This window comes from Pseudomonas sp. NFACC46-3, assembly GCF_900114515.1.
GTDB lineage: Bacteria > Pseudomonadota > Gammaproteobacteria > Pseudomonadales > Pseudomonadaceae > Aquipseudomonas > Aquipseudomonas fluorescens_Q.
This window is the reverse complement of record NZ_FOTH01000004.1, coordinates 65,786-86,254: the sequence shown is the minus strand read 5'-3', so window position 1 is coordinate 86,254 and position 20,469 is coordinate 65,786. Positions and strand designations below refer to the sequence as shown.

Here is a 20,469-nt window from a genome sequence, read left to right as displayed (position 1 = left end):
CTCCCAACACCAGCGGGCCCAGTTCCGCGTGTTTTCTAACGCATAGACTACCAACAGGGGAATTCTTCGATGATCCGCAAGCACTTCGCAGGTGTTGCCGCCAGCGCACTGGCAATGGCAGTAACCGCCCAGGCTTTCGCCGGCACCGTCACCACCGACGGCGCCGATATCGTGGTCAAAACCAAGGGCGGCCTTGAGGTCGCTACCACTGACAAAGAGTTCAGCTTCAAGCTCGGTGGTCGTCTGCAGGCTGACTACAGCCAGTTCGATGGTATCTACACCGACAACGGCAACTCGGCCGATGCCGCTTACATCCGCCGCGCGTTCCTGGAACTGTCCGGCGTGCTGTACACGGATTGGGCCTACACCATCAACTACGACATGTCCCACAACAGTGGCGACTCCGATAACGGCTACTTCGACGAAGCGTCCCTGGCCTACAACGGCTTCAAGCCGGTTTCGATCAAGGTGGGTCGCTTCGACCCCGACTTCGGCCTGGAAAAAGCCACCAGCTCCAAGTGGGTCACTGCACCTGAGCGTAACGCCGCTTACGACCTGATCGACTGGACGAACAGCCATCAGAACGGCCTGGGCCTGCAAGCCTCCAGCACCTTCGCCGATTCGTTCTATGCCTCGGCCGGTGTATTCAGCAAAGACACCGACGACACCGACGGCGACAGCGTCAAGCAAGTCAACGGTCGCTTCGTATTCGCGCCAATGCACGATGCTGGCAACGTGCTGCACTTCGGTGTGAACGTGGCTTCGCGCGACGTCTCCGACACCGTCTTCGATGCGCGTTATCGCTCCCGCCTGGGCATGCGTGGCGTTGAAACCATGGGTGGCAACGACGCCGGCCCTAACGGCAACCGTCCGGTACTGGGCGGCGCGAACAACTCGCCAGCCGGTTCGTACGACCGCGACACCGCCTTCGGCCTGGAAGCCGCTTTCGCCATGGGGCCTGCGTCGATCCAGGGCGAATACATCACTCGCAAGACCAAGGCTGATGCCGATGGTTTCGAAGACATCAAAGGCCATGGCTTCTACGTACAGGGCGCGTACACCCTCACCGGCGAGTCCCGTGGTTATAAAGTCGGCAAGTTTGACGCGATCAAACCTCAGAACAAATCCATCGGCGCCTGGGAAGTGTTCTATCGCTTCGACAGCCTGACCGTCGAAGACGACAACATCACCACTGCCTCGGCGACCCGCGACGTGGGCGATGCCGAAGCCAAGGTGCACAACCTGGGCGTGAACTGGTACGCCAACGAAGCGGTGAAAATCTCCGCCGCCTACATCAAGGCCAAGACCGACAAAGTGACCAACGCCAATGGCGATGACGATGGCGACGGTTTTGTGATGCGCGCCCAGTACGTGTTCTAAACCGCACTGGCTTGATATACCGCTCTGACTTCATCCGTTAAAGCGCTCCTTTGAACCCCGCCTCTGGCGGGGTTTTTTTTTGAGCCGCGTTTGGGTAAGCGCTGTATGGGTGGCCACCTGTCAACCCTGACAGTTTCGCCGTATCTAGAAAGCGTGCTTACTTCCTCAGGCCACCATAGCTCATCTGGAGAGTCGACCATGGCGGATTCAGATCTTGGGTCCAATCACCCCATTACCAACTTCGGTGCCTCGCCCGATGAACCGACCACCCGATTTCACTATGACGCACTCGATAGCTTGATCGGGCGCACTACGTCCGCGGGCAAAGAGCATCGGTTCTACCGAAACGATGAGCTGGCGAGCGAGGTCAGCGGGACTGTCAGCACAACCTTCGTGCGTGCAGAGGGCATGGTGCTCGCCGAGTGCCAAACCGGTGGTGATGCCGGTCCCATATTGCTGATGGGCGATGATAAGAACAGCGTGATGGGTGAAGTTACTCGGCAGGGACTCACGAGTATTGCGTATTCACCCTATGGCCATCGGGTTGAAGGCAGCTCGGCGAATAGTCATTTGGGTTACAACGGCGAGCGGCGCGAAAGGCAGACCGGCTGGTATTTGCTGGGCAAGGGCTACCGTGTCTTCAATCCTCAGTTGATGAGGTTTCACAGCCCGGATAACTTGAGTCCCTTCGGTAAGGGGGGATTGAATGCGTACATGTATTGTGTGGGGGATCCAATTAATAATGTAGACCCGACGGGGCATGGTTTTATAGGAGCTGTATCGCGTTTTTTTAGAAAGCCAGCAGCGTTTTCTGTGGGCGAAACTACATCCGGGATTTTTACCTTGACTAAGCACAGAGTCAAGCCTCCGAGTTTAAGAGTTATTGGGTCTGAAGATGTTTTGAATGCCCAAAAAAACGTGGCTTATTTTGACGTGATGGTTAGAAAATATGAGGCTAAATTTATTGAAATTAGTGATCTGGAAGTCAGTCCGGAGATTGTGAGTAACATGATCAGTGAGCAAGATTTTTTTCGCGGAAAAACAATATCTGCATTGAAGAATTATGAATTCGCTCTACGCCACAAAGGTGAGGTTGGAATTACGCGGCGTGGGGCAAAAAAACTCGAGGCGCTCGCAGAAGTGTACGATAAGATGATGAAAAACATACCAGGGCAGGAGCGCGCTGAACATTTAGCCAGTGTGGAAGATAGAGTCAGAACAGCGGCGGAAATGAAGAATATTCGCGAATAAGTAAAGGGGGCGACCTCTAATAACTGATTTTTTCGAACTGCAAGGTGTCGAGTAGTACCGCCAATATCCTATTTCGGATCACTCATCACCCAAGCCCGTAAAAAAGTATCCTGCTTCTCGTTCCTACCGTCCGGATCGGCGATACTCGCTCCATCCATTGTCTGGATATCGAGGAACCGCATGCCGCTTCACGTCTTGGACAGCCTGTCCGCCATTGCGCCGCAAGAATGGGACGCCCTGGTACCCGCCAACCAACCATTCCTGCGCCACGCCTTCCTGAGCACCCTGGAAGACAGTGCCAGCCTCGGCCCGCAATCTGGCTGGCAGCCTGAGCATCTGCTGCACATCGAAGACGGACGCCTGCTCGCAGCCTTGCCCAGTTACCGCAAGTGGCATTCCTACGGTGAATACGTATTCGATCACGCCTGGGCCGATGCCTGCGCCCGGGCCGGGATCGAGTATTACCCGAAGTTGCTGACGGCGGTGCCGTTCAGTCCGGTCAGCGGTCCGCGACTGCTGGCGGCGCGGGTCGAGGATGGTCTGGAGCTGCTGGGCAGCTTGCCGGGTTATCTTGAGATCGAAGGGCTTTCCAGTGCCCACATCAACTTCACCGATGCCTTCACCGACGCGGCGCTGGCCGGGCAGGAGGGTTGGCTGCAGCGGATTGGCTGCCAGTACCACTGGCAAAATCGTGGTTATCGGGACTTCCAGGATTTTCTCGATGCCCTCAGTTCGCGCAAGCGCAAGCAGATGCGCAAGGAGCGTGAACAGGTGGCGGGGCAGGGCATCGAGTTCGAATGGCTCGAAGGCCAGCAACTGGACGAGGCCCAGTGGGACTTTGTCTACGCCTGTTACGCCAACACCTACGCGGTGCGGCGGCAGGCGCCGTACCTGACCCGGGCGTTCTTCAGCCTGCTGGCCGAGCGCATGCCTGAGGCCATTCGCGTGGTCTTGGCCAAGCAAGGTTCACGGCCGGTGGCGATGGCGTTCAGCCTGGTGGGCGGCGACAGTTTCTACGGGCGTTACTGGGGCTGCCTGGCGGAATTTGATCGCCTGCATTTCGAGACCTGTTTCTATCAGGGCATGGACTACGCGATTGCCCATGGCTTGCAGCGTTTCGATGCCGGGGCCCAGGGCGAGCACAAATTGATTCGCGGGTTCGAACCGGTGATTACCCGTTCGTGGCATTACCTGCGGCATCCGGGGTTGAAAGCGGCCGTGGCGGATTTCCTCGTGCGCGAGCAAGAGGGGGTGCTGGCCTATGCCGAAGAGGCGAAAACAGCACTGCCTTATCGGCAGTGCTGATTTTTCGCGGGTGTGACTCAGCTGTCTTCGTTGCCCAGCCAGCGGTAAGAGACACCACCAATGACAGCACCCAGCAGCGGTGCTACCCAGAACAGCCACAGTTGCTCGATGGCCCAGCCGCCGACGATCAGCGCCGGACCGGTACTGCGGGCCGGGTTGACGGACGTGTTGGTGACTGGAATCGAGATCAGGTGAATGAGCGTCAGGGCCAGGCCGATGGCAATCGGTGCCAGCCCGGCCGGGGCACGTTTATCGGTGGCGCCGAGGATGATCAGGATGAACATCGCCGTCATGACCAGCTCGGTCACAAAACCGGCCGCCAACGAATACCCACCGGGTGAATGCTCGCCGTAACCGTTCGACGCCAGGCCGGACGCGGTCAGGTCAAAGCCTTCTTTGCCGCTGGCGATGAAGTAGATCAGCGCCGCGGCCAGCACACCGCCGATGACCTGGGCGATGATGTAGGCCGGCAATTCCCTGGCTGGAAACCGCCCGCCCACGTACAAACCCACCGACACGGCCGGGTTCAGGTGGCAGCCGGAGATATGACCGATGGCGAACGCCATGGTCAACACCGTCAGGCCGAATGCCAGGGCAACCCCCAGCACGCCAATCCCGGAGGCAGCCAATACCGCGCTGCCGCAGCCGCCCAACACCAGCCAGAACGTACCCAACAACTCAGTCGTTGAACGTTTGAGTAAAGACATAAGCATCCTTGAAAAAACAGTCGTGATAATCGGTTATGCATCCTGCAGCATTACGACAGGCTCATCTCCAGAACCTGGGCTGAGTACAGCAGGGTTTATCGACAAATCCAGCGGCACAAAAAAACCGCCAGAGTCATGGACTGGGGCGGTTTTGGCCGTGGTCGGCGGGGAGTATGTCGTTGCTATATGGGCTAAATGGATTCTGGACAGATTTTTTCAGAAAGGCCTTGGGGCTGCACTGGCCCTACTGTTTAAGCAAAGACCCTGTGGCGAGGGAGCTTGCTCCCGCTGGGCTGCGCAGCAGCCCCAACAAGGCTGAGTTCCACCCGGCTCTATGGGGTGACGCTCAGATTTTCAGGGGCGCTTCGCACCCCAGCGGGAGCAAGCTCCCTCGCCACAGGGTTCGGTGGTGTCTGGTTGATTCAGTCGATCCCCACGAACCCACCCGTCTGGTGCTGCCACAACCGCGCATACAACCCACCATGGGCCAGCAGTTCCGCATGGCTGCCGGTTTCGGCGATGCGACCGTTTTCCAGCACGACCAGGCGGTCCATGCGGGCGATGGTCGAGAGGCGGTGGGCGATGGCGATCACGGTCTTGCCTTGCATCAGGGTCTCGAGGCTTTCCTGGATCGCCGCTTCGACTTCCGAGTCCAGTGCTGACGTCGCTTCGTCCATGATCAGGATCGGCGCGTCCTTTAGCAGCACCCGGGCAATGGCGATGCGCTGGCGCTGGCCGCCGGACAGCTTCACGCCGCGCTCACCCACATGGGCGTCGAAACCGGTACGACCTTCGGCATCCGACAACAATGGAATGAACTCATCGGCCCGGGCCTTGCGCACGGCTTCCCAGAGTTGCGCATCGGTGGCGTCTGGCTTGCCGTAAAGCAGGTTGTCACGAATCGAGCGGTGCAGCAGCGAGGTGTCCTGGGTGATCATGCCGATGCGCTCGCGCAAGCTTTCCTGGCCGACCTCGGCGATGTCCTGGCCGTCGATGAGGATGCGCCCGCCTTGCACGTCATAAAGACGCAGCAGCAGGTTGACCAAGGTGGATTTACCCGCGCCGGACGGGCCGATCAGGCCGATTTTTTCCCCGGGCTTGATGATCAGGTTGAGGTCGCCGATCACGCCGCTTTTCTTGCCATAGTGGAAATCCACGTGCTCGAAACGCACCTCGCCGCGAGCGACCGCCAGGGGCTTGGCCTGGTCGCAGTCGGTGACGCTGACTGGCTGGGCGATGGTCTGCAGGCCGTCCTGGACCATGCCGATGTTCTCGAAGATGCCGTTGACCACCCACATGATCCAACCGGACATGTTGACGATGCGGATCACCAGCCCGGTCGCCAGGGCAATGGCGCCCACGCTGATCAGCGACTGAGTCCAGAGCCACAGCGCCAGCCCGGTGGTGCCGACGATCAGCAGCCCGTTCATGCTGGTGATGACCACGTCCATGCTGGTCACCACGCGACCGGCCAACTGGGCTTTTTCGGTCTGTTCCTGGATCGCTTCGCGGGCGTACTGCTGCTCGAAGTTGGTGTGGGCGAACAGCTTGAGGGTGGTGATGTTGGTGTAGCCGTCGACGATCCGGCCCATGAGTTTGGAGCGGGCATCGGACGACACCACCGAGCGCTCCTTGACCCTTGGCACGAAGTAACAGAGTGCGCCAATGTAGGCGGCGATCCACATCAGCAGCGGGATCATCAGGCGCCAGTCGGCTTCGGCGAACAGCACCAGGGAACTGATGGCGTAGATCAGCACGTGCCACAGGGCGTCCACGGCTTGTACCGCCGAGTCGCGCAGGGAGTTGCCGGTCTGCATGATGCGCTGGGCGATGCGCCCGGCGAAGTCGTTCTGGAAGAAATTCAGGCTCTGCTTGAGCACGTAGCTGTGGTTCTGCCAGCGGATCAGGCTGGTCATGCCGGGGCTCAGGGTCTGGTGCACGAGCAAGTCATGCAGGGCCACGAAGATCGGCCGAAAGACCAGCGCCACCACCGCCATCCAGGCCAGTTCCAGGCCATGGACCTTGAAGAAGTCCACATTCGGCGCGCCCTGGGTCAGGTCGATGATGCGGCTCAGGTAGCTGAACAGTGCCACTTCGATCAGCGCGCCGATCAGGCCCACCACCAGCAGCACGACGAAGCTGGGCCAGACCTGTTTCAGGTAATAGGTGTAGAAGGGCAGGACGCGGTTCGGCGGGGCCGAGCTCGGGGCGTCGCGGAAGATATCGATCAGTGTTTCGAAACGGCGAAAAACCATCTGTAAATGCCCTGGCAGGGGCTCTCCTTTTTGCTAATGGGCGGTGCGGGATGACCCGCGCCGCCCAGGCTTGCCGTGTGCCGCTTCAGTCGATGCGCTTGGCCGACTTGATGAGCACAGGGTCGATCGGCACGTTTTGCATGCCTTGTTTGGTCGTGGTCTGGGAGTTGACGATGATGTCCACCACGTCCATGCCCTTGACCACCTTGGCGAACACTGCGTAACCGGCGTCACGGCCCGGATCGAGGAAGGCGTTGTCGGCCACGTTGATGAAGAACTGGCTGGTGGCCGAGTCCGGGTTGGATGTGCGGGCCATCGACAAGGTGCCACGAACGTTGTGCAGGCCATTGCTGGCTTCGTTCTTGATTGGGGCCTTGGTGTCTTTTTGTTGCATGGTTTGAGTGAACCCACCGCCCTGGGCCATGAAGCCCGGGATCACTCGGTGGAAAATCGTATTGGTGTAGAAGCCACTGTCCACGTACTCAAGGAAGTTTTTGGTGCTGATGGGGGCCTTGACCGGGTCCAGTTCGATTTCGATCTGGCCGTTGGTGGTTTCCAGCAATACATGGGGTGCCTTGGCGGGAGTCGCAGCCATCAGGTTGGCGGCAAACAATACGGTGCCGGCGGCAAGGGCGATTTTTTTCAGCATGGGGTCAGTGATCCTGAGTGGTGGAATCGGTTGCGGTCAAAAAGTCGAGCAGGGTTTGGTTGAAGCGTTCGGGTTGATCCAGCGGGGTGGCGTGCCGCGAATCGGCGATGACCACCAGCCGTGCATCGGGCAGTAGCCTGACGTAGGCTTCTTTCAGTGCCACCGGGGTGTAGTCATGGTCGGCGCAAATGACCAGGGTTGGACAGGCGACCTGCGACAGTCGTTCCTGCACGCCCCATCCCACGATCGCATCGAAGCTGGCGAGATAAGCACGTTTGTCGTTCTTTGCCCAGCGCCGAGCCATTTCCAGGCGTAACTCGGTTTGTTCGGGCTTGGGGAATAACTTGGCGCCGAGGGCCTTGCCGATGGTCTCCAGGCTGAGGATGCGCATCAGGCTCCAGCGCTTGAACCATTGCCAGCAGTCATCGGGCGTGCGGACTTTGACTTCGGGAGCACTGTTGACGATGCACAGGCTCCTGACCAGGTTGGGTTGGTCCACCGCCAGCTGAAAGCAGATCATGCCGCCCATGGACCAACCCACCAGATGCACCGGGCCGAGGTCCAAGTGTTCGACCAGGGCGACCAGGTCGGCGCTGAACCCTTCGATGCTGTAGCGCTCGCGCGGCTTGTCGGAGCGACCGTGACCGCGCACATCCACCACGATCAGGTGGTAGCGGGCGGACAGCACCGGGATCTGCTTTTCCCAGTCGCGGGTGCTCGAGCCCAGGCCGTGGACCATCAGCAAGGGCGTACCGTGGCCGTATTCCTCATAGTGCAGGTTGCAACCTTCATGTTCAAAATAGGCCATCGGCGAAGTCCTTGTCAGGCTTGTTCAGGGGCGGCGAACGGAGCATCCAGCGGCGCGGTGTCGAAGGTGCGCAGCAATTCGATCAGGATCTGCGTGGCCGGGCCCAGGGGTTTTTCCTTGTTTGAGAAAAGATAGAAGGTCGAGTTGCGGCTGCCTCCCTGTTCCAAGGGTAGACGCTTGAGCACGCCTTCCTTGAGTTCCCGTTCGATCATGTGCCGGGGCAGCCAGGCGAAACCCAGGCCGCTGCCGACGAAACTCGCGGCGGTGGCCAGGCTGCCCACGGTCCAGCGCTGTTCGGCGCCGAGCCAGCCGACGTCGCGGGGCTGTTGGCGGCCGGAGTCGCGGATGACCACTTGCAACTGGCTTTCCAGGTCCTGGAAGTTCAGTTCGCGGTTGAGGCGGTGCAGGGCATGCTCGGGATGGGCCACCGCGATGAACTCTACGTCGCTCAACTCCGCCCCCAGGTAACCGGGAATGCTGAAGCCGCTGATGGCCAGGTCGGCCACGCCTTCGAGCAGCACTTCTTCGACACCCGACAACACTTCTTCGCGCAGCCGCACCCGGCAGCCACGGCTTTGTGGCATGAACGCCGTCAAGGCGCGAACGAGGCGGGCGTTGGGGTAGGCCGCGTCGACCACCAGGCGCACTTCCGCTTCCCAGCCTTGCTCCATGTGGTGGGCCAGGTCTTCCAGTTGGCTGGCCTGTTTCACCAGTTGCCGGGAACGGCGCAGCAGTACGCCGCCGGCTTCGGTCAGCACGGCCTTGCGCCCATCGATGCGCAGCAACGGTACGCCGAGCTGATCCTGCATGCGGGCCACGGTGTAGCTCACTGACGACTGGGAGCGATGCAGCACTTCAGCGGCCTGGGCGAAGCCGCCGTGGTCGACCACGGCCTGCAAGGTGCGCCATTGATCAAGGGTTACGCGGGGCGCTTTCATATCGAGCTCCTCTTGTCCTAAGCTGGCAGTCCCTTGGTGGAGACTGCCGAATGAAGAAAATCTGTTGTGTGGTGCTGGCCCTGCTGCCACTGACTGCGTTTGCCTACCCGATCGATGTGGAAAAACACCTCAACGGCCTGAGCATCGACTACAACGCCTATGACACCGATGCCGATATCGGTTCCATCCAGGTCAACAACTACGGCAACACCGACGCGGCTTGTACCGTAGTCTTCAGCAATGGCCCGGAAGCACCTCGCACCCGCAAGATCGAAGTCGCCGCCGGCAAGTTCAAGAACGCCACGACCAAGTTCAACCGCAACATCATCAAGCTGCGCATCAAGCTGACCTGTCAGCCGAAATAGCCCGGCAGTGAGGCAGGCAATATTGCTTGCTCCGCTTATAAACGAATTTATCGATGCTTTACAGCAGTTATTTGCGCTTTTTCATCGATATGATCGCGTTTAACCTTCACTCCATCGACTGACAACATTCTCAGATGGAGCCTACAAGCCATGTCCCGCGTTCTGATCATCGAAAGCAGTGCCCGCCAGCAAGACTCGGTGTCCCGTCAACTGACCCAGACCTTTATCAGCCAGTGGAAAGCGGCACACCCGGCCGACGAAATCAGCGTTCGCGACCTGGCCATCAATCCGGTGCCGCACCTGGATGCCAATCTGCTGGGTGGCTGGATGAAGCCGGCCGAGCAGCGCAGCGACGTTGAAAACGCCTCGCTGGAGCGCTCCAACCAACTGACCGATGAACTGCTGGCCGCGGACGTGCTGGTAATGGCTGCACCGATGTACAACTTCGCCATCCCCAGCACACTGAAAGCCTGGCTCGACCATGTGCTGCGTGCCGGCGTGACGTTCAAATACACCCCCACCGGACCTCAAGGCCTGCTGGCCGACAAGCGCGCCTTCGTGCTGACCGCCCGTGGTGGCATTCATGCCGGCGGCAGCACTGACCATCAAGAACCCTACTTGCGCCAGGTCATGGGCTTCATCGGGATCCACGACGTGACCTTCATCCATGCCGAAGGCATGAACCTGGGTGGCGACTTCCAGGAGAAGGGCCTGAATCAGGCCAACGCCAAACTGTCCCAGGTCGCCTGATCCGTTAATCCTCGGATAATCGCCAGGTGGTCTAGTGGCCTGGCGCTTCCCTTCAAATCGTTTTGCGCATCGAACCTCCCTTTGCACTTATTGCTCCTGAGTGCATCAGCCCGATTGAACGCTTTAGCGAGATCGGGCTTTTTTTTTGGGGGGGGGAAATAGAAATAACCACTACCTGACATGAACGGCCCCTCAAGCTTTTGAGGGCTGGGAGATAGGCAGGCGGCAAACTCACTCGGATTGGGCAAGTCTGTCGACGTCTGGCTGTGGTAATTTATGCGCCGATTTACAGTAGGGAGGCTGTGATATGTTAAAAATCAAACGGCAAACATGGGCCTTATTTCTAGCCTATCTCATAGGGGCAGGTGGCTATATCTACTACCTCTATGTCGAGACGCAAAGCGTCCTTACTGACAACATTAATAATAAATTGCTGCATGCCGCGCTGGGGGCTTCGGCGATCCTCGGCGACCGTTACCATGACAATCTGGTCGATAAGCAATCCAAATCGCAAGCGCAGGACTGGGATACCATTCAGCGCCTCTCCGGCTTCAACGAGTCCATGGGCACTGCGTTTGTCTATAGCGTGATCAAGCGAGGTGCAAAGGCCTACCTGATCAGTTCCAGCGCATCGAAAGAAGAAATTCAAGAGAAGAATTTCGTGCGTTTTTTCGATCCTTATCCCGATGCCAGCCAGGCTTTACTCGATAGTTTTGAGCGTACCGAGCCAACCTGGATCGACTACTCGGATCATTGGGGTGATTTTCGCGCGGTCTTTGTCCCCTTAAAATCACAAGACGGTACGGTGTATGTTGTCGGGGCGGAAGTTACCTTGGCGGACTACTACCAACAACTTAATCATGACTCGCTGTACCACATCATCCTGGCCATCCTGGTATTTCTCGCTTTCCTCCTTTTACGCATGCGCGCTCATCTTCAGCAACTGCGAGTCAATGAGCAGGTATTGAATCAGGCTAAAAATGCCGCCGAAGACGCTGATCGTTCAAAAACCAGCTTTCTGGCAACCATGAGTCATGAAATTCGCACCCCGATGTACGGTGTCATTGGCGCCACCGAATTATTGGCCCGGTCCGCCCTGGATCCCGAGCAACGCCGTCTTCTCACAACGATTCATTCCAGTGGACGGACCCTGCTGTCTCTTATCGATAACATTCTCGATCTCGCCAAAATCGAAGCGGGCAAACTTGAATTGAAACCTCGTGTTTTCGAAGTGAGAGCACTGGTTTCATCCTGTATGGAACTCATCCGGCAAAATATCCAGGACAAACCCATCGTGCTGGAGGCGCAGTTTTCCCCAGACGTACCGCCTTTGGTCAAGACCGATATGGATTGCCTTCGCCAGATATTGATCAACTTGCTGGGCAATGCGGTCAAATTTACCGAAGCCGGAAAAATATCGCTCCTGGTCACCACCAGCGGTTACGGCTCTCAAGCGTGGCTCGACTTCTCCATACGCGATACCGGCATCGGTATCCCCACGGAACGGCAAGACAATCTGTTCAAACCCTTTGTGCAGTTTAAAGAGGCGGCTAGCCAACGCTTCACTGGGAGCGGGTTGGGTCTTTCTATCTGCAAGAACCTGCTCGAGGCGCAGCAGGGGACTTTAACGTTCACCAGTCAGCCAGGTTTAGGCTCGACATTCTCCTTCTCTCTACCCCTGGCGCTTTTTTCAGTCTCGGAAATACCCATCAAGGATGATCAGGCGGCGGTTGGCTTCGACTCGTCTTTTGCCGAGGATTATCCGCTCGATATCCTTCTGGTGGAGAACCATCCGGTGAGTCAGAAAGTGGCCATGGCGATGCTACAAGAGTTGGGTTATACACCCGACCTTGCGTCAGATGGCCTGGAAGCGGTCAATCGTTGCATGGCTTCGACGCCAGAGATCATTCTGATGGATATCAACATGCCCGTGATGGATGGGATGGAGGCTGTGCGTAGAATTCGCGAGTTACCCCAGGGCGATACTTGCTACATCGTTGCTTTCACCGCGAGTGTTTTTTCCAGCGAGATAGAGCGTTTCAGGGCCGGGGGTGCCGATGACGTCCTGACCAAACCGGCAAACTTCCAGGCGCTGACCCGAGTGCTCCAGCGTGCCGCCAGCCATCGGCACCAGCGTCAGGCCACTCCTTGGGTCGTGGATGAACTTTCAAGTTAGTGGAGTATCTGTGGGAGCTTGCTCGCGATGGCGGAGGGTCAGAAATACAGATGCTGACTGACACGCCGCCATCGTGAGCAAGCTCGCTCCCACCGTTCAGAAGCGCTATCTTCGCCGCCATTCGAAACGAGGGCGGTATGGGCTATCTACTTTTTGTGACATTGATCCAGGCGTTTTCCTTCAGCCTGATCGGCGAGTACCTGGCTGGGCATGTGGACAGTTATTTCGCGGTGCTGGTGCGGGTGTTGCTGGCCGGGCTGGTGTTCATTCCGCTGACGCGCTGGCGCCAGGTGGAGCCGGCGTTCATGCGCGGCATGTTGTTGATCGGTGCCTTGCAGTTTGGCGTGACCTACGTCTGCCTGTATCTGAGCTTCCGAGTGCTGACGGTGCCCGAGGTGCTGCTTTTCACCATCCTGACGCCCCTGCACGTGACCTTGATCGAAGACGCGCTGAACCGTCGCTTCAACCCCTGGGCGCTGATCGCGGCGCTGGTGGCCGTGGCGGGGGCGGCGGTGATTCGCTACGACCGGATCAACCCGGATTTCTTCATGGGCTTCTTGCTGCTGCAACTGGCCAACTTCACCTATGCAGCCGGGCAGGTGCTGTACAAGCATCTGGTGGCCCGCCACCCGAGCGACCTGCCGCATTACCGGCGTTTCGGTTATTTCTATGTTGGGGCGCTGATGGTGGCGTTGCCGGCTTTCCTGCTGTTCGGCAAGGCCAACTTCTGGCCTGAAGCGCCGCTGCAATGGGGCGTGTTGGTGTTCCTCGGCCTGGTCTCCACCGCGCTGGGGCTGTACTGGTGGAACAAAGGCGCGTGCCTGGTCAATGGCGGGACGCTGGCGGTGATGAACAACCTGCATGTGCCGGTGGGGCTGCTGGTGAACCTGCTCATCTGGAACCAGCACGAGGCGTTGGGGCGGTTGCTGTTGGGGGGATCGGTGATATTGGCGGCGGTGTGGATCAGTCGGTTGGGGATCCGCCAACCGCTACCTGCACGCTGAAAACCCCTGTGGGAGCTTGCTCGCGATGGCGGAGTGTCAGTCAGCATCTATGTTTCTGATACACCGCTATCGCTAGCAAGCTCGCTCCCACATTAGGGGATCTACCACAGGGGATCTGTGGTGGGTTCAGACCACCTGCTTTTGCGGTTCTGAAATGGAACTCGCCCCCAGCACCGCCGGCAACAACCCTGAACGCAAATCCGTGCCGCTGGGCTGCTGATACAGGTTCAACCCAAACTCCGGCATCACCGCCAGCAGGTAATCGAAAATATCCCCCTGGATACGCTCGTAGTCGGTCCACGCGGTGGTGCGGGTGAAGCAGTAGATTTCCAGCGGGATGCCTTGGGCGGTGGTCTGCAACTGCCGGACCATGCAGGTCATGTTCGGCTGGATCTCCGCGTGGCTTTTCAAATACGCCAGTGCATAAGCGCGGAAGGTGCCCAGGTTGGTCATCCGCCGACGGTTGGCCGACATCGCCGCGACGTTGCCCTGGGCCTCGTTCCAGGCCTTGAGTTCGGCCTGCTTGCGGCCGATGTAGTCGGTCAGCAGGCGCACCTGGGTCAGGCGTTGTTCTTCCTCGTCATGCAGGAAACGCACGCCGCTGGCGTCGATGAACAGGCTGCGCTTGATCCGCCGCCCGCCGGATTGCTGCATGCCACGCCAGTTCTTGAACGACTCGGACATCAGTCGCCAGGTCGGGATCGAGACGATGGTCTTGTCGAAATTCTGCACCTTGACCGTGTGCAGCGTGATGTCCACCACATCACCGTCGGCGCCGACCTGGGGCATCTCGATCCAGTCGCCGACCCGCAACATGTCGTTGCTGGTCAGCTGCACGCTGGCGACGAACGACAGCAGGGTGTCCTTGTAGACCAGCAGGATCACCGCCGACATCGCTCCCAGGCCCGACAGCAGTAACAGCGGCGAACGGTCGATCAGGGTGGCGACGATGATGATCGCGCCGAATACATACAGCACCATCTTCGTCAGTTGCACATAGCCTTTGATCGAGCGGGTACGGGCGTGCTCGGTGCGCGCATAGACGTCCAGCAGGGCGCTGAGCAAGGCACTGAGAGCCAGCACCAGGAACAAAATGGTGAAAGCCAGGGCGACATTGCCGAGGAAAACCAGGCTGGTCTTGCTCAGTTCCGGCACCAGGTGCAGGCCGAACTGGATGATCAGCGACGGCGTCATCTGCGCCAGGCGATGGAAGACCTTGTTCTGGCGCAGGTCGTTGACCCAGTTCAAGGCTGGTTGGCGCCCCAGCAACTTGGCGGCGTGCAGGATCAGGTAGCGCGCCACACGGCCAAGCACCAGGGCGATGACCAGCAGCAACATCAGGGCGAGGCTGGAATGCAGGAGCGGGTGCTGGTCAAGGGCACCCCAGAGGTCTTGGAGGTTGACCCAGAGTTGTTTGATGTCCATGGACGAAACGGTTCTTCTATAAAGACGCGACGGGACGATTAGAGCATTTAAGCCCGGTCAAGTGACCGTTGATGCAATAACGGCTGATAAAAATGCACTGATTTGCCGCCGTTTGTATAAAGAAACTCGGCCTTCGCGCTCGAAACCGTTACCCTATGCAGCTGTTTTTTTGCATTTCTTCGAGGTAGCACCCGTGTTTTCCCAATTCGCCCTGCACGAACGCCTGCTCAAAGCCGTGGCCGAGCTTAAATTTGTCGAGCCAACGCCGGTGCAGGCAGCGGCTATTCCGCTCGCGCTCCAGGGGCGTGACCTGCGGGTGACGGCGCAAACCGGCAGCGGCAAGACCGCCGCGTTCGTGCTGCCGATCCTCAACCGCCTGATCGGCCCGGCCAAGGTGCGCGTCAGCATCAAGACCCTGATCCTGCTGCCGACCCGTGAGCTGGCCCAGCAAACCCTGAAGGAAGTGGAGCGCTTCTCGCAGTTCACTTTCATCAAGTCCGGCCTGATCACCGGCGGCGAAGATTTCAAGGTCCAGGCCGCCATGCTGCGCAAGGTGCCGGACATCCTGATCGGCACGCCGGGGCGGATGATCGAGCAACTGAACGCCGGCAACCTTGACCTCAAGGAAGTCGAAGTACTGGTGCTGGACGAAGCCGACCGCATGCTCGACATGGGTTTTGCCGAAGACGTGCAGCGCCTGGTGGACGAATGCGTCAATCGCCAGCAGACCATGCTGTTCTCTGCCACCACTGGCGGCTCGGGCCTGCGCGAGATGATCGCCAAGGTGCTGAACAACCCTGAGCACTTGCAGCTCAACGCGGTCAGCCAACTGAACTCCACCACCCGCCAGCAGATCATCACCGCTGATCACAACCAGCACAAAGAGCAGATCGTGAACTGGTTGCTGGCCAACGAAACCTACGAAAAAGCCATCGTATTCACTAACACCCGGGCCATGGCCGACCGCATCTACGGCCGCCTGGTGGCTCAGGAATACAAGGCGTTCGTACTGCACGGCGAGAAAGACCAGAAGGACCGCAAGCTGGCCATCGACCGCCTCAAGCAGGGCGGCGTGAAAATCCTCGTCGCCACCGACGTCGCCGCCCGCGGCCTGGACGTGGAAGGCCTGGACATGGTCATCAACTTCGACATGCCCCGCAGCGGCGACGAATACGTGCACCGCATCGGTCGTACCGGCCGCGCCGGCAACGACGGCCTGGCGATCTCGTTGATCTGCCATGGCGACTGGAACCTGATGTCGAGCATCGAGCGCTACCTCAAGCAGAGCTTCGAGCGCCGCACCATCAAGGAAGTCAAAGGCACCTACGGCGGACCGAAGAAGGTCAAGGCCTCGGGCAAGGCCGTTGGCGTGAAGAAGAAAAAGGTCGACGCCAAGGGCGACAAGAAGAAAACCGGCGCCAAGGCCCCGACCAAGCGCAAGACCGCCAACCGCCCGAAGGCCGACGCCCCGTCGCTGGTCAGCAAGGACGGCATGGCCCCGCTCAAGCGCCGCAAGCCAGAAGCGCCTGCGGCGGAGTGAAGCGGCGCTAGTGCCTCATGAAAAACCGGACCCAAGGTCCGGTTTTTTATGGGTGAAACTCGACCTTAAGTTCGATGCCGAACCCTGTGGCGAGGGAGCTTGCTCCCGCTGGGCTGCGCAGCAGCCCCAAAGTTGCGTGTTCACCCATTATTGCGCGGCGAGACTTGTTTTTGGGGGGGGGGCGCTTCGCACCCCAGCGGGAGCAAGCTCCCTCGCCACAAAAGCGAAGCGGTGCTCAGACTAGGGCACTCACCCAGCTTTCTTTTCTGCGCCAAGGCCCCGACCAAGCGCAAGACCGCCAACCGCCCGAAGGCCGACGCCCCGTCGCTGGTCAGCAAGGACGGCATGGCCCCGCTCAAGCGCCGCAAGCCAGAAGCGCCTGCGGCTGAGTGAAGCGGCGGTAGTGCTTCATGAAAAACCGGACCCAAGGTCCGGTTTTTTATGGGTGAAACTCGACCTTAAGTTCGATGCAGAACCTGTGGCGAGGGAGCTTGCTCCCGCTGGGCTGCGCAGCAGCCCCAAAGTTGCGTGTTCACCCATTATTGCGCGGTGAGACTTGTTTTTGGGGGGCGCTTCGCACCCCAGCGGGAGCAAGCTCCCTCGCCACAAAAGCGAAGCGGTGCTCAGACTAGGGCAATCACCCGGCCTTCTTCTCCGCATCCTTCAACTCTTGCAGACGCTTATCGATCAACTGGCACTTGTCCGGCACATCCTTGCTGGCCGTCTCCAGGTCCATGGCCTGCAACTCGTCGTTGATTTCCTTGGCCTTGGCCGGGTTCTGTTCGGTGAGCTTGGTCACTTCATTTGCCAATTGTTCGCGCTTGGCGGTCGCTTGCTCTGGCGTGCAAGTGGCCCAGGCGGGCAGGGCGCAGGTGAGGGTGGCTGCGAGGGTGAGTTTCAAGAGGGTTTTCATGGCTGGGCCTCATATTCCTTGTTGGGCAGGTAATGGGTTGAGGCCGGTATTGGGTGGAAAGTTCATTAGCCGCCATGCTGGCTGCCGCTTGGCAGGGTGCCTTTTTTCAGAATTTCCCTAGCCGATATTAAACCGTCGTCTACCATGGAGAAAGGCGACTGGTAGCCCTATGCCTGCAACGCCGGGTCGCTGCTTCACACAGGATGTAAGTGCTTTATTAGCTAGGAGGCTAACAATATGTCTGTCGCAATGCAGTCAATGACTTCCAGAACATCCAGTTCAGCTCGCATTGAACAATAGAACAACTACGCCTGTCAGGACGTATCCACGGCCTGTGGTAGCCGTTAATTCAAAGGAATGAAACCTATGAGTCTTAGAGCGATATTCAGTCGGCTGATGTTGTGTCTGTGGGGTTTGTTTGCGCTCTCATCGGCCTATGCGGAAAGTCTGATCATCGCCACACCGCAACAAGGTGTGGGAATAAAAGTCGATGTCTTTGACAAGCCCGACGCCTCAAACGGTATTCCTTCCTCGACGAGCCTGGTGGGATTCGGCCTCCCAGCGGGATTTATACCCGCGGTGCAGTCGTTCAAGGGAAAAATTTATATGTTCTGGTCCAATAATTATGATTCAGAGCATATCTATTCTTCCTATTCGACAGATGGGAAAAACTGGTCCCCTGCTAAAACTATCCCAGTGAATGGCTACCGATGGGGTGGGGATATTTCAGTGACTGTATTTAAGCAGAAGCTAGTGCTGACCTTTGCCGATCCTCAGCAACGCTTGAGGACCACCAGCTCTACAGACGGCGTCAGTTGGACCGATATTCAAACTATCAATACCAGCCCTATGGCCGGCGTTAACAGCCCCGTTGTGTATAACGGTCAATTATTCATTTTTTATCACAAAGGTGACGGTAATGCTAAAACTGTTTATTACGTCACTTCGAATGATGGTCTTCTGTTTGGCCGGGAAACTCCAGCGTTCCAGGAAAGCACTGACACGCCTCTGACCAAAGTGGTGCCTATCGTCTATAGCGGTAAGATTTGGGTCTATTACACGGTGGAAAATCGCCTCATGTACGCACGCACTTACAACCGTCGCGGCCAGTGGGGAGAGAGGCAAGAGCTGAAAGGTATAAACAGTAAACTTTTCCTGAACAGTGCGGCGATGATCAACGATCGTGTGTTTGTCAGCAACAATACAAAAACTTTTTACTCCAGCGATGGGGTTAACTGGAATCCGTATTTCGCTGCGAGTGGGCTTGATAACTTTCCCTCGGTTTTGGGCGTTTCCTATGGCATTACCGCAAGCGATCTAACCGTGCGCAACCCGCAACTGCCCTCGGACCTGGCCACAGGCCTCAGCCATAGCGACTATGCAACGTTCGCCTGGCGCAGCTTTTTCGCACTGAACAATACAGCTGCCGCACCATTGCCCGCTAACCGCGGCGTCGGCAATCCCGCCAGCAGTTTTGCTGATTCGGGCAAGGTGCCAAAGTCTCCCAGCCCCTTGTTATGGCAAACCTTCGCGCACCGTACTGAGTTGTTTCCCGCGGGACCACAAAAAAACACCGCAGGTGGTCCGACGCGCCCGTTTGGTTCTGACCCGCAATACAGCTATATACAATTTCCCCAGGGTATTCGTTTGGCGCCTGGCGCCACCTTTAATCATTACAACAATCTGGATGAGGCGACCCAAATAGGACAAAACGCTATTTTCTTCCCGGTCAATCCGCCAAATGTGGCGAAGACAGGGAGAGATTATGCCCCTTCAAACGACAGCCAGATCCTGTTCGAGGCCAAGGCGAACCCCGTCGTTTACGAGTATGCGAAAGGCCTGACCAGGTTCCCGGATACGAATGTAGTGCTGCCCGACGGCGCGGTGGAGGTCAAGGCGACATGGCGCAAGCTGGCAGACATCCCGGTTCAAAATCGCGCGCGTTACCACACGGCGACGGTGGTGACCTATAAGGGCCTCGACAGTGACCCGGTGGCGCAGAACGAAGACTACGCACTGGTCGCCTTACATATAATCCATAAGACGTCCAACTACCCGACCTTCATTTTCGCCACGTTCGAGCACGAAGATGCCCTGACGCTGCCCGACGGTAAATCACCGACCGGGCTCTACTACATTGCCAACTACAACAAGATTGATTACCCCGGTTTCGATATAAACAACCCCCCGACCGCCACTTTCTCTGACGGCAACAAGACCTATACGGTTTCCCTGCCAAAAGCGGGCGCAGTCGCAAACGCGAGCCTTGATCCGCCGGTCTACTCCGGCAGTAACGGGATCCCTGAAGGGCAGGCCGGCCCGATCCGGGTCGTGCAACCGCTCACCATGGATGTCGAAGTCGCGGCGGTGAACAACCAGGTCAAGCAGTTGATGGACGGCAGCGGCGAATTCAACAATTCGGTCTGGAAGCATTATCGGCTCAAAGGCGTTCAAGCCATCCCGTCGAGCACTCAAACCGATCCGGATTACTACCTGGCCAATATCATGGTCGAAAGCAGCCAGCCGGGGATTCAGCTGTTTCGTGGGAGCAACGTATTCCCCATCCCGAAGAACAACACCCTGATCAATGCGCGCAACCAGCTGAACATCAAGGTACCGGATTACGACCACAGCACCCAAGGCCTGACCATGGGCGGTTGCATGGGATGTCACGGCATCGCCCAGAGCTCGCTCAAACAAGGTTTCAGCTTCCTGTTCGATGCGATCAATCCCACGCTCAGCAAAGGTGTCACCGGTTTTGCGGGCCCAGAGACCGTAGGCTTACCTGATCCGCGCACCATGAAGGCACGGGCCCTGAAATATTCTTTCGGTCCTCAGAATACGGCAGCCGTTGAGGAGGCAAGTAAGTAGTCGTCAAACCAATGCTCAGCAGGATATCCCTGCTTTCCGAGGCGAATTCCTAGCTCTTTCATAAAGAACCGGACGTTGAGTCCGGTTTTTTATGAAGCCCAACCTGAATTCGGCACAGCCCCTTTGGCGAGG

17 protein-coding genes are annotated in these 20,469 nt (G+C 58.2%); 10 read left to right on the top strand and 7 right to left on the bottom strand.

Going from position 1 to position 20,469, the window contains the following annotated elements; translation table 11 throughout:
- Positions 1-69: 69 nt before the first annotated feature.
- The 3 genes from BM300_RS07205 (at position 70) to BM300_RS07195 (ending at position 3,936) form a co-directional block, all read left to right on the top strand.
- Positions 70-1,380 (top strand): OprO/OprP family phosphate-selective porin, encoded by a 1,311-nt coding sequence (locus tag BM300_RS07205; RefSeq protein ID WP_092347116.1) that lies wholly within the window; start codon positions 70-72, stop codon positions 1,378-1,380.
- A gap of 198 nt (positions 1,381-1,578) precedes the next feature.
- Positions 1,579-2,631, top strand: coding sequence for an RHS repeat-associated core domain-containing protein (locus BM300_RS07200; RefSeq protein WP_256575805.1), 1,053 nt, complete (start codon positions 1,579-1,581; stop codon positions 2,629-2,631).
- A gap of 180 nt (positions 2,632-2,811) precedes the next feature.
- Positions 2,812-3,936 carry a GNAT family N-acetyltransferase gene (locus BM300_RS07195; protein WP_063322474.1) on the top strand — a complete coding sequence of 375 codons (1,125 nt, stop codon included), beginning with the start codon at positions 2,812-2,814 and terminating at the stop codon, positions 3,934-3,936.
- A gap of 17 nt (positions 3,937-3,953) precedes the next feature.
- On the opposite strand, the gene aqpZ is transcribed toward BM300_RS07195, so the two are convergent.
- From aqpZ to BM300_RS07170, 5 genes are all read right to left on the bottom strand, one after another.
- A complete protein-coding gene (gene aqpZ / locus BM300_RS07190; RefSeq protein ID WP_092150831.1) occupies positions 3,954-4,643 on the bottom strand; it encodes an aquaporin Z in 690 nt (229 codons plus the stop codon).
- A gap of 422 nt (positions 4,644-5,065) precedes the next feature.
- Positions 5,066-6,898 carry an ABC transporter ATP-binding protein gene (locus tag BM300_RS07185; protein WP_092462420.1) on the bottom strand — a complete coding sequence of 611 codons (1,833 nt, stop codon included), beginning with the start codon at positions 6,896-6,898 and terminating at the stop codon, positions 5,066-5,068.
- A gap of 85 nt (positions 6,899-6,983) precedes the next feature.
- A complete protein-coding gene (locus BM300_RS07180; RefSeq protein ID WP_092150838.1) occupies positions 6,984-7,547 on the bottom strand; it encodes a peptidylprolyl isomerase in 564 nt (187 codons plus the stop codon).
- A 4-nt stretch (positions 7,548-7,551) separates the two neighbouring features.
- Complete coding sequence (locus BM300_RS07175; RefSeq protein ID WP_092224841.1) at positions 7,552-8,355, bottom strand: alpha/beta fold hydrolase; 804 nt, start codon at positions 8,353-8,355, stop codon at positions 7,552-7,554.
- Positions 8,356-8,369: 14 nt separating this feature from the next.
- Entirely contained in the window at positions 8,370-9,293 is a 924-nt protein-coding gene (locus tag BM300_RS07170) for a PA3225 family LysR-type transcriptional regulator (protein ID WP_060738713.1), read from the bottom strand.
- 50 nt (positions 9,294-9,343) lie between these two features.
- Between BM300_RS07170 and BM300_RS07165 the strand changes: the two genes are divergently transcribed.
- The 4 genes from BM300_RS07165 to BM300_RS07150 all read left to right on the top strand — a co-directional run bounded on the left by BM300_RS07165 (position 9,344) and on the right by BM300_RS07150 (position 13,588).
- Positions 9,344-9,658, top strand: a complete 315-nt coding sequence (locus BM300_RS07165) for a 3-phosphoglycerate kinase (protein ID WP_092347128.1) — start codon at positions 9,344-9,346, stop codon at positions 9,656-9,658.
- A gap of 150 nt (positions 9,659-9,808) precedes the next feature.
- Positions 9,809-10,408 carry an FMN-dependent NADH-azoreductase gene (locus BM300_RS07160; RefSeq protein WP_018607593.1) on the top strand — a complete coding sequence of 200 codons (600 nt, stop codon included), beginning with the start codon at positions 9,809-9,811 and terminating at the stop codon, positions 10,406-10,408.
- Between the two features lie 307 nt (positions 10,409-10,715).
- Complete coding sequence (locus BM300_RS07155; RefSeq protein WP_092224839.1) at positions 10,716-12,584, top strand: ATP-binding protein; 1,869 nt, start codon at positions 10,716-10,718, stop codon at positions 12,582-12,584.
- A gap of 137 nt (positions 12,585-12,721) precedes the next feature.
- Positions 12,722-13,588, top strand: a complete 867-nt coding sequence (locus BM300_RS07150) for a carboxylate/amino acid/amine transporter (protein WP_092150847.1) — start codon at positions 12,722-12,724, stop codon at positions 13,586-13,588.
- A gap of 126 nt (positions 13,589-13,714) precedes the next feature.
- Here BM300_RS07150 and BM300_RS07145 read toward each other — a convergent pair whose 3' ends face one another.
- Positions 13,715-15,013, bottom strand: a complete 1,299-nt coding sequence (locus tag BM300_RS07145) for a mechanosensitive ion channel family protein (RefSeq protein ID WP_092413515.1) — start codon at positions 15,011-15,013, stop codon at positions 13,715-13,717.
- Between the two features lie 193 nt (positions 15,014-15,206).
- Between BM300_RS07145 and BM300_RS07140 the strand changes: the two genes are divergently transcribed.
- Together BM300_RS07140 and BM300_RS31020 are read left to right on the top strand one after the other, a co-directional pair.
- Positions 15,207-16,553, top strand: coding sequence for a DEAD/DEAH box helicase (locus BM300_RS07140; RefSeq protein WP_063322464.1), 1,347 nt, complete (start codon positions 15,207-15,209; stop codon positions 16,551-16,553).
- A gap of 231 nt (positions 16,554-16,784) precedes the next feature.
- A complete protein-coding gene (locus BM300_RS31020; RefSeq protein WP_170862028.1) occupies positions 16,785-16,946 on the top strand; it encodes a hypothetical protein in 162 nt (53 codons plus the stop codon).
- 244 nt (positions 16,947-17,190) lie between these two features.
- Here BM300_RS31020 and BM300_RS07130 read toward each other — a convergent pair whose 3' ends face one another.
- Complete coding sequence (locus BM300_RS07130; RefSeq protein WP_092150995.1) at positions 17,191-17,466, bottom strand: hypothetical protein; 276 nt, start codon at positions 17,464-17,466, stop codon at positions 17,191-17,193.
- 366 nt (positions 17,467-17,832) lie between these two features.
- Between BM300_RS07130 and BM300_RS07125 the strand changes: the two genes are divergently transcribed.
- Entirely contained in the window at positions 17,833-20,337 is a 2,505-nt protein-coding gene (locus tag BM300_RS07125; protein ID WP_092347134.1) for a glycoside hydrolase, read from the top strand.
- Positions 20,338-20,469: the final 132 nt, after the last annotated feature.

Coding starts and splice junctions, on each gene's coding strand:
- BM300_RS07205 (WP_092347116.1), top strand. CDS start 70: ATGATCCGCAAGCACTTCGCAGGTGTTGCCGCCAGCGCACTGGCAATG.
- BM300_RS07200 (WP_256575805.1), top strand. CDS start 1,579: ATGGCGGATTCAGATCTTGGGTCCAATCACCCCATTACCAACTTCGGT.
- BM300_RS07195 (WP_063322474.1), top strand. CDS start 2,812: ATGCCGCTTCACGTCTTGGACAGCCTGTCCGCCATTGCGCCGCAAGAA.
- aqpZ (WP_092150831.1), bottom strand. CDS start 4,643: ATGTCTTTACTCAAACGTTCAACGACTGAGTTGTTGGGTACGTTCTGG.
- BM300_RS07185 (WP_092462420.1), bottom strand. CDS start 6,898: ATGGTTTTTCGCCGTTTCGAAACACTGATCGATATCTTCCGCGACGCC.
- BM300_RS07180 (WP_092150838.1), bottom strand. CDS start 7,547: ATGCTGAAAAAAATCGCCCTTGCCGCCGGCACCGTATTGTTTGCCGCC.
- BM300_RS07175 (WP_092224841.1), bottom strand. CDS start 8,355: ATGGCCTATTTTGAACATGAAGGTTGCAACCTGCACTATGAGGAATAC.
- BM300_RS07170 (WP_060738713.1), bottom strand. CDS start 9,293: ATGAAAGCGCCCCGCGTAACCCTTGATCAATGGCGCACCTTGCAGGCC.
- BM300_RS07165 (WP_092347128.1), top strand. CDS start 9,344: ATGAAGAAAATCTGTTGTGTGGTGCTGGCCCTGCTGCCACTGACTGCG.
- BM300_RS07160 (WP_018607593.1), top strand. CDS start 9,809: ATGTCCCGCGTTCTGATCATCGAAAGCAGTGCCCGCCAGCAAGACTCG.
- BM300_RS07155 (WP_092224839.1), top strand. CDS start 10,716: ATGTTAAAAATCAAACGGCAAACATGGGCCTTATTTCTAGCCTATCTC.
- BM300_RS07150 (WP_092150847.1), top strand. CDS start 12,722: ATGGGCTATCTACTTTTTGTGACATTGATCCAGGCGTTTTCCTTCAGC.
- BM300_RS07145 (WP_092413515.1), bottom strand. CDS start 15,013: ATGGACATCAAACAACTCTGGGTCAACCTCCAAGACCTCTGGGGTGCC.
- BM300_RS07130 (WP_092150995.1), bottom strand. CDS start 17,466: ATGAAAACCCTCTTGAAACTCACCCTCGCAGCCACCCTCACCTGCGCC.
- BM300_RS07125 (WP_092347134.1), top strand. CDS start 17,833: ATGAGTCTTAGAGCGATATTCAGTCGGCTGATGTTGTGTCTGTGGGGT.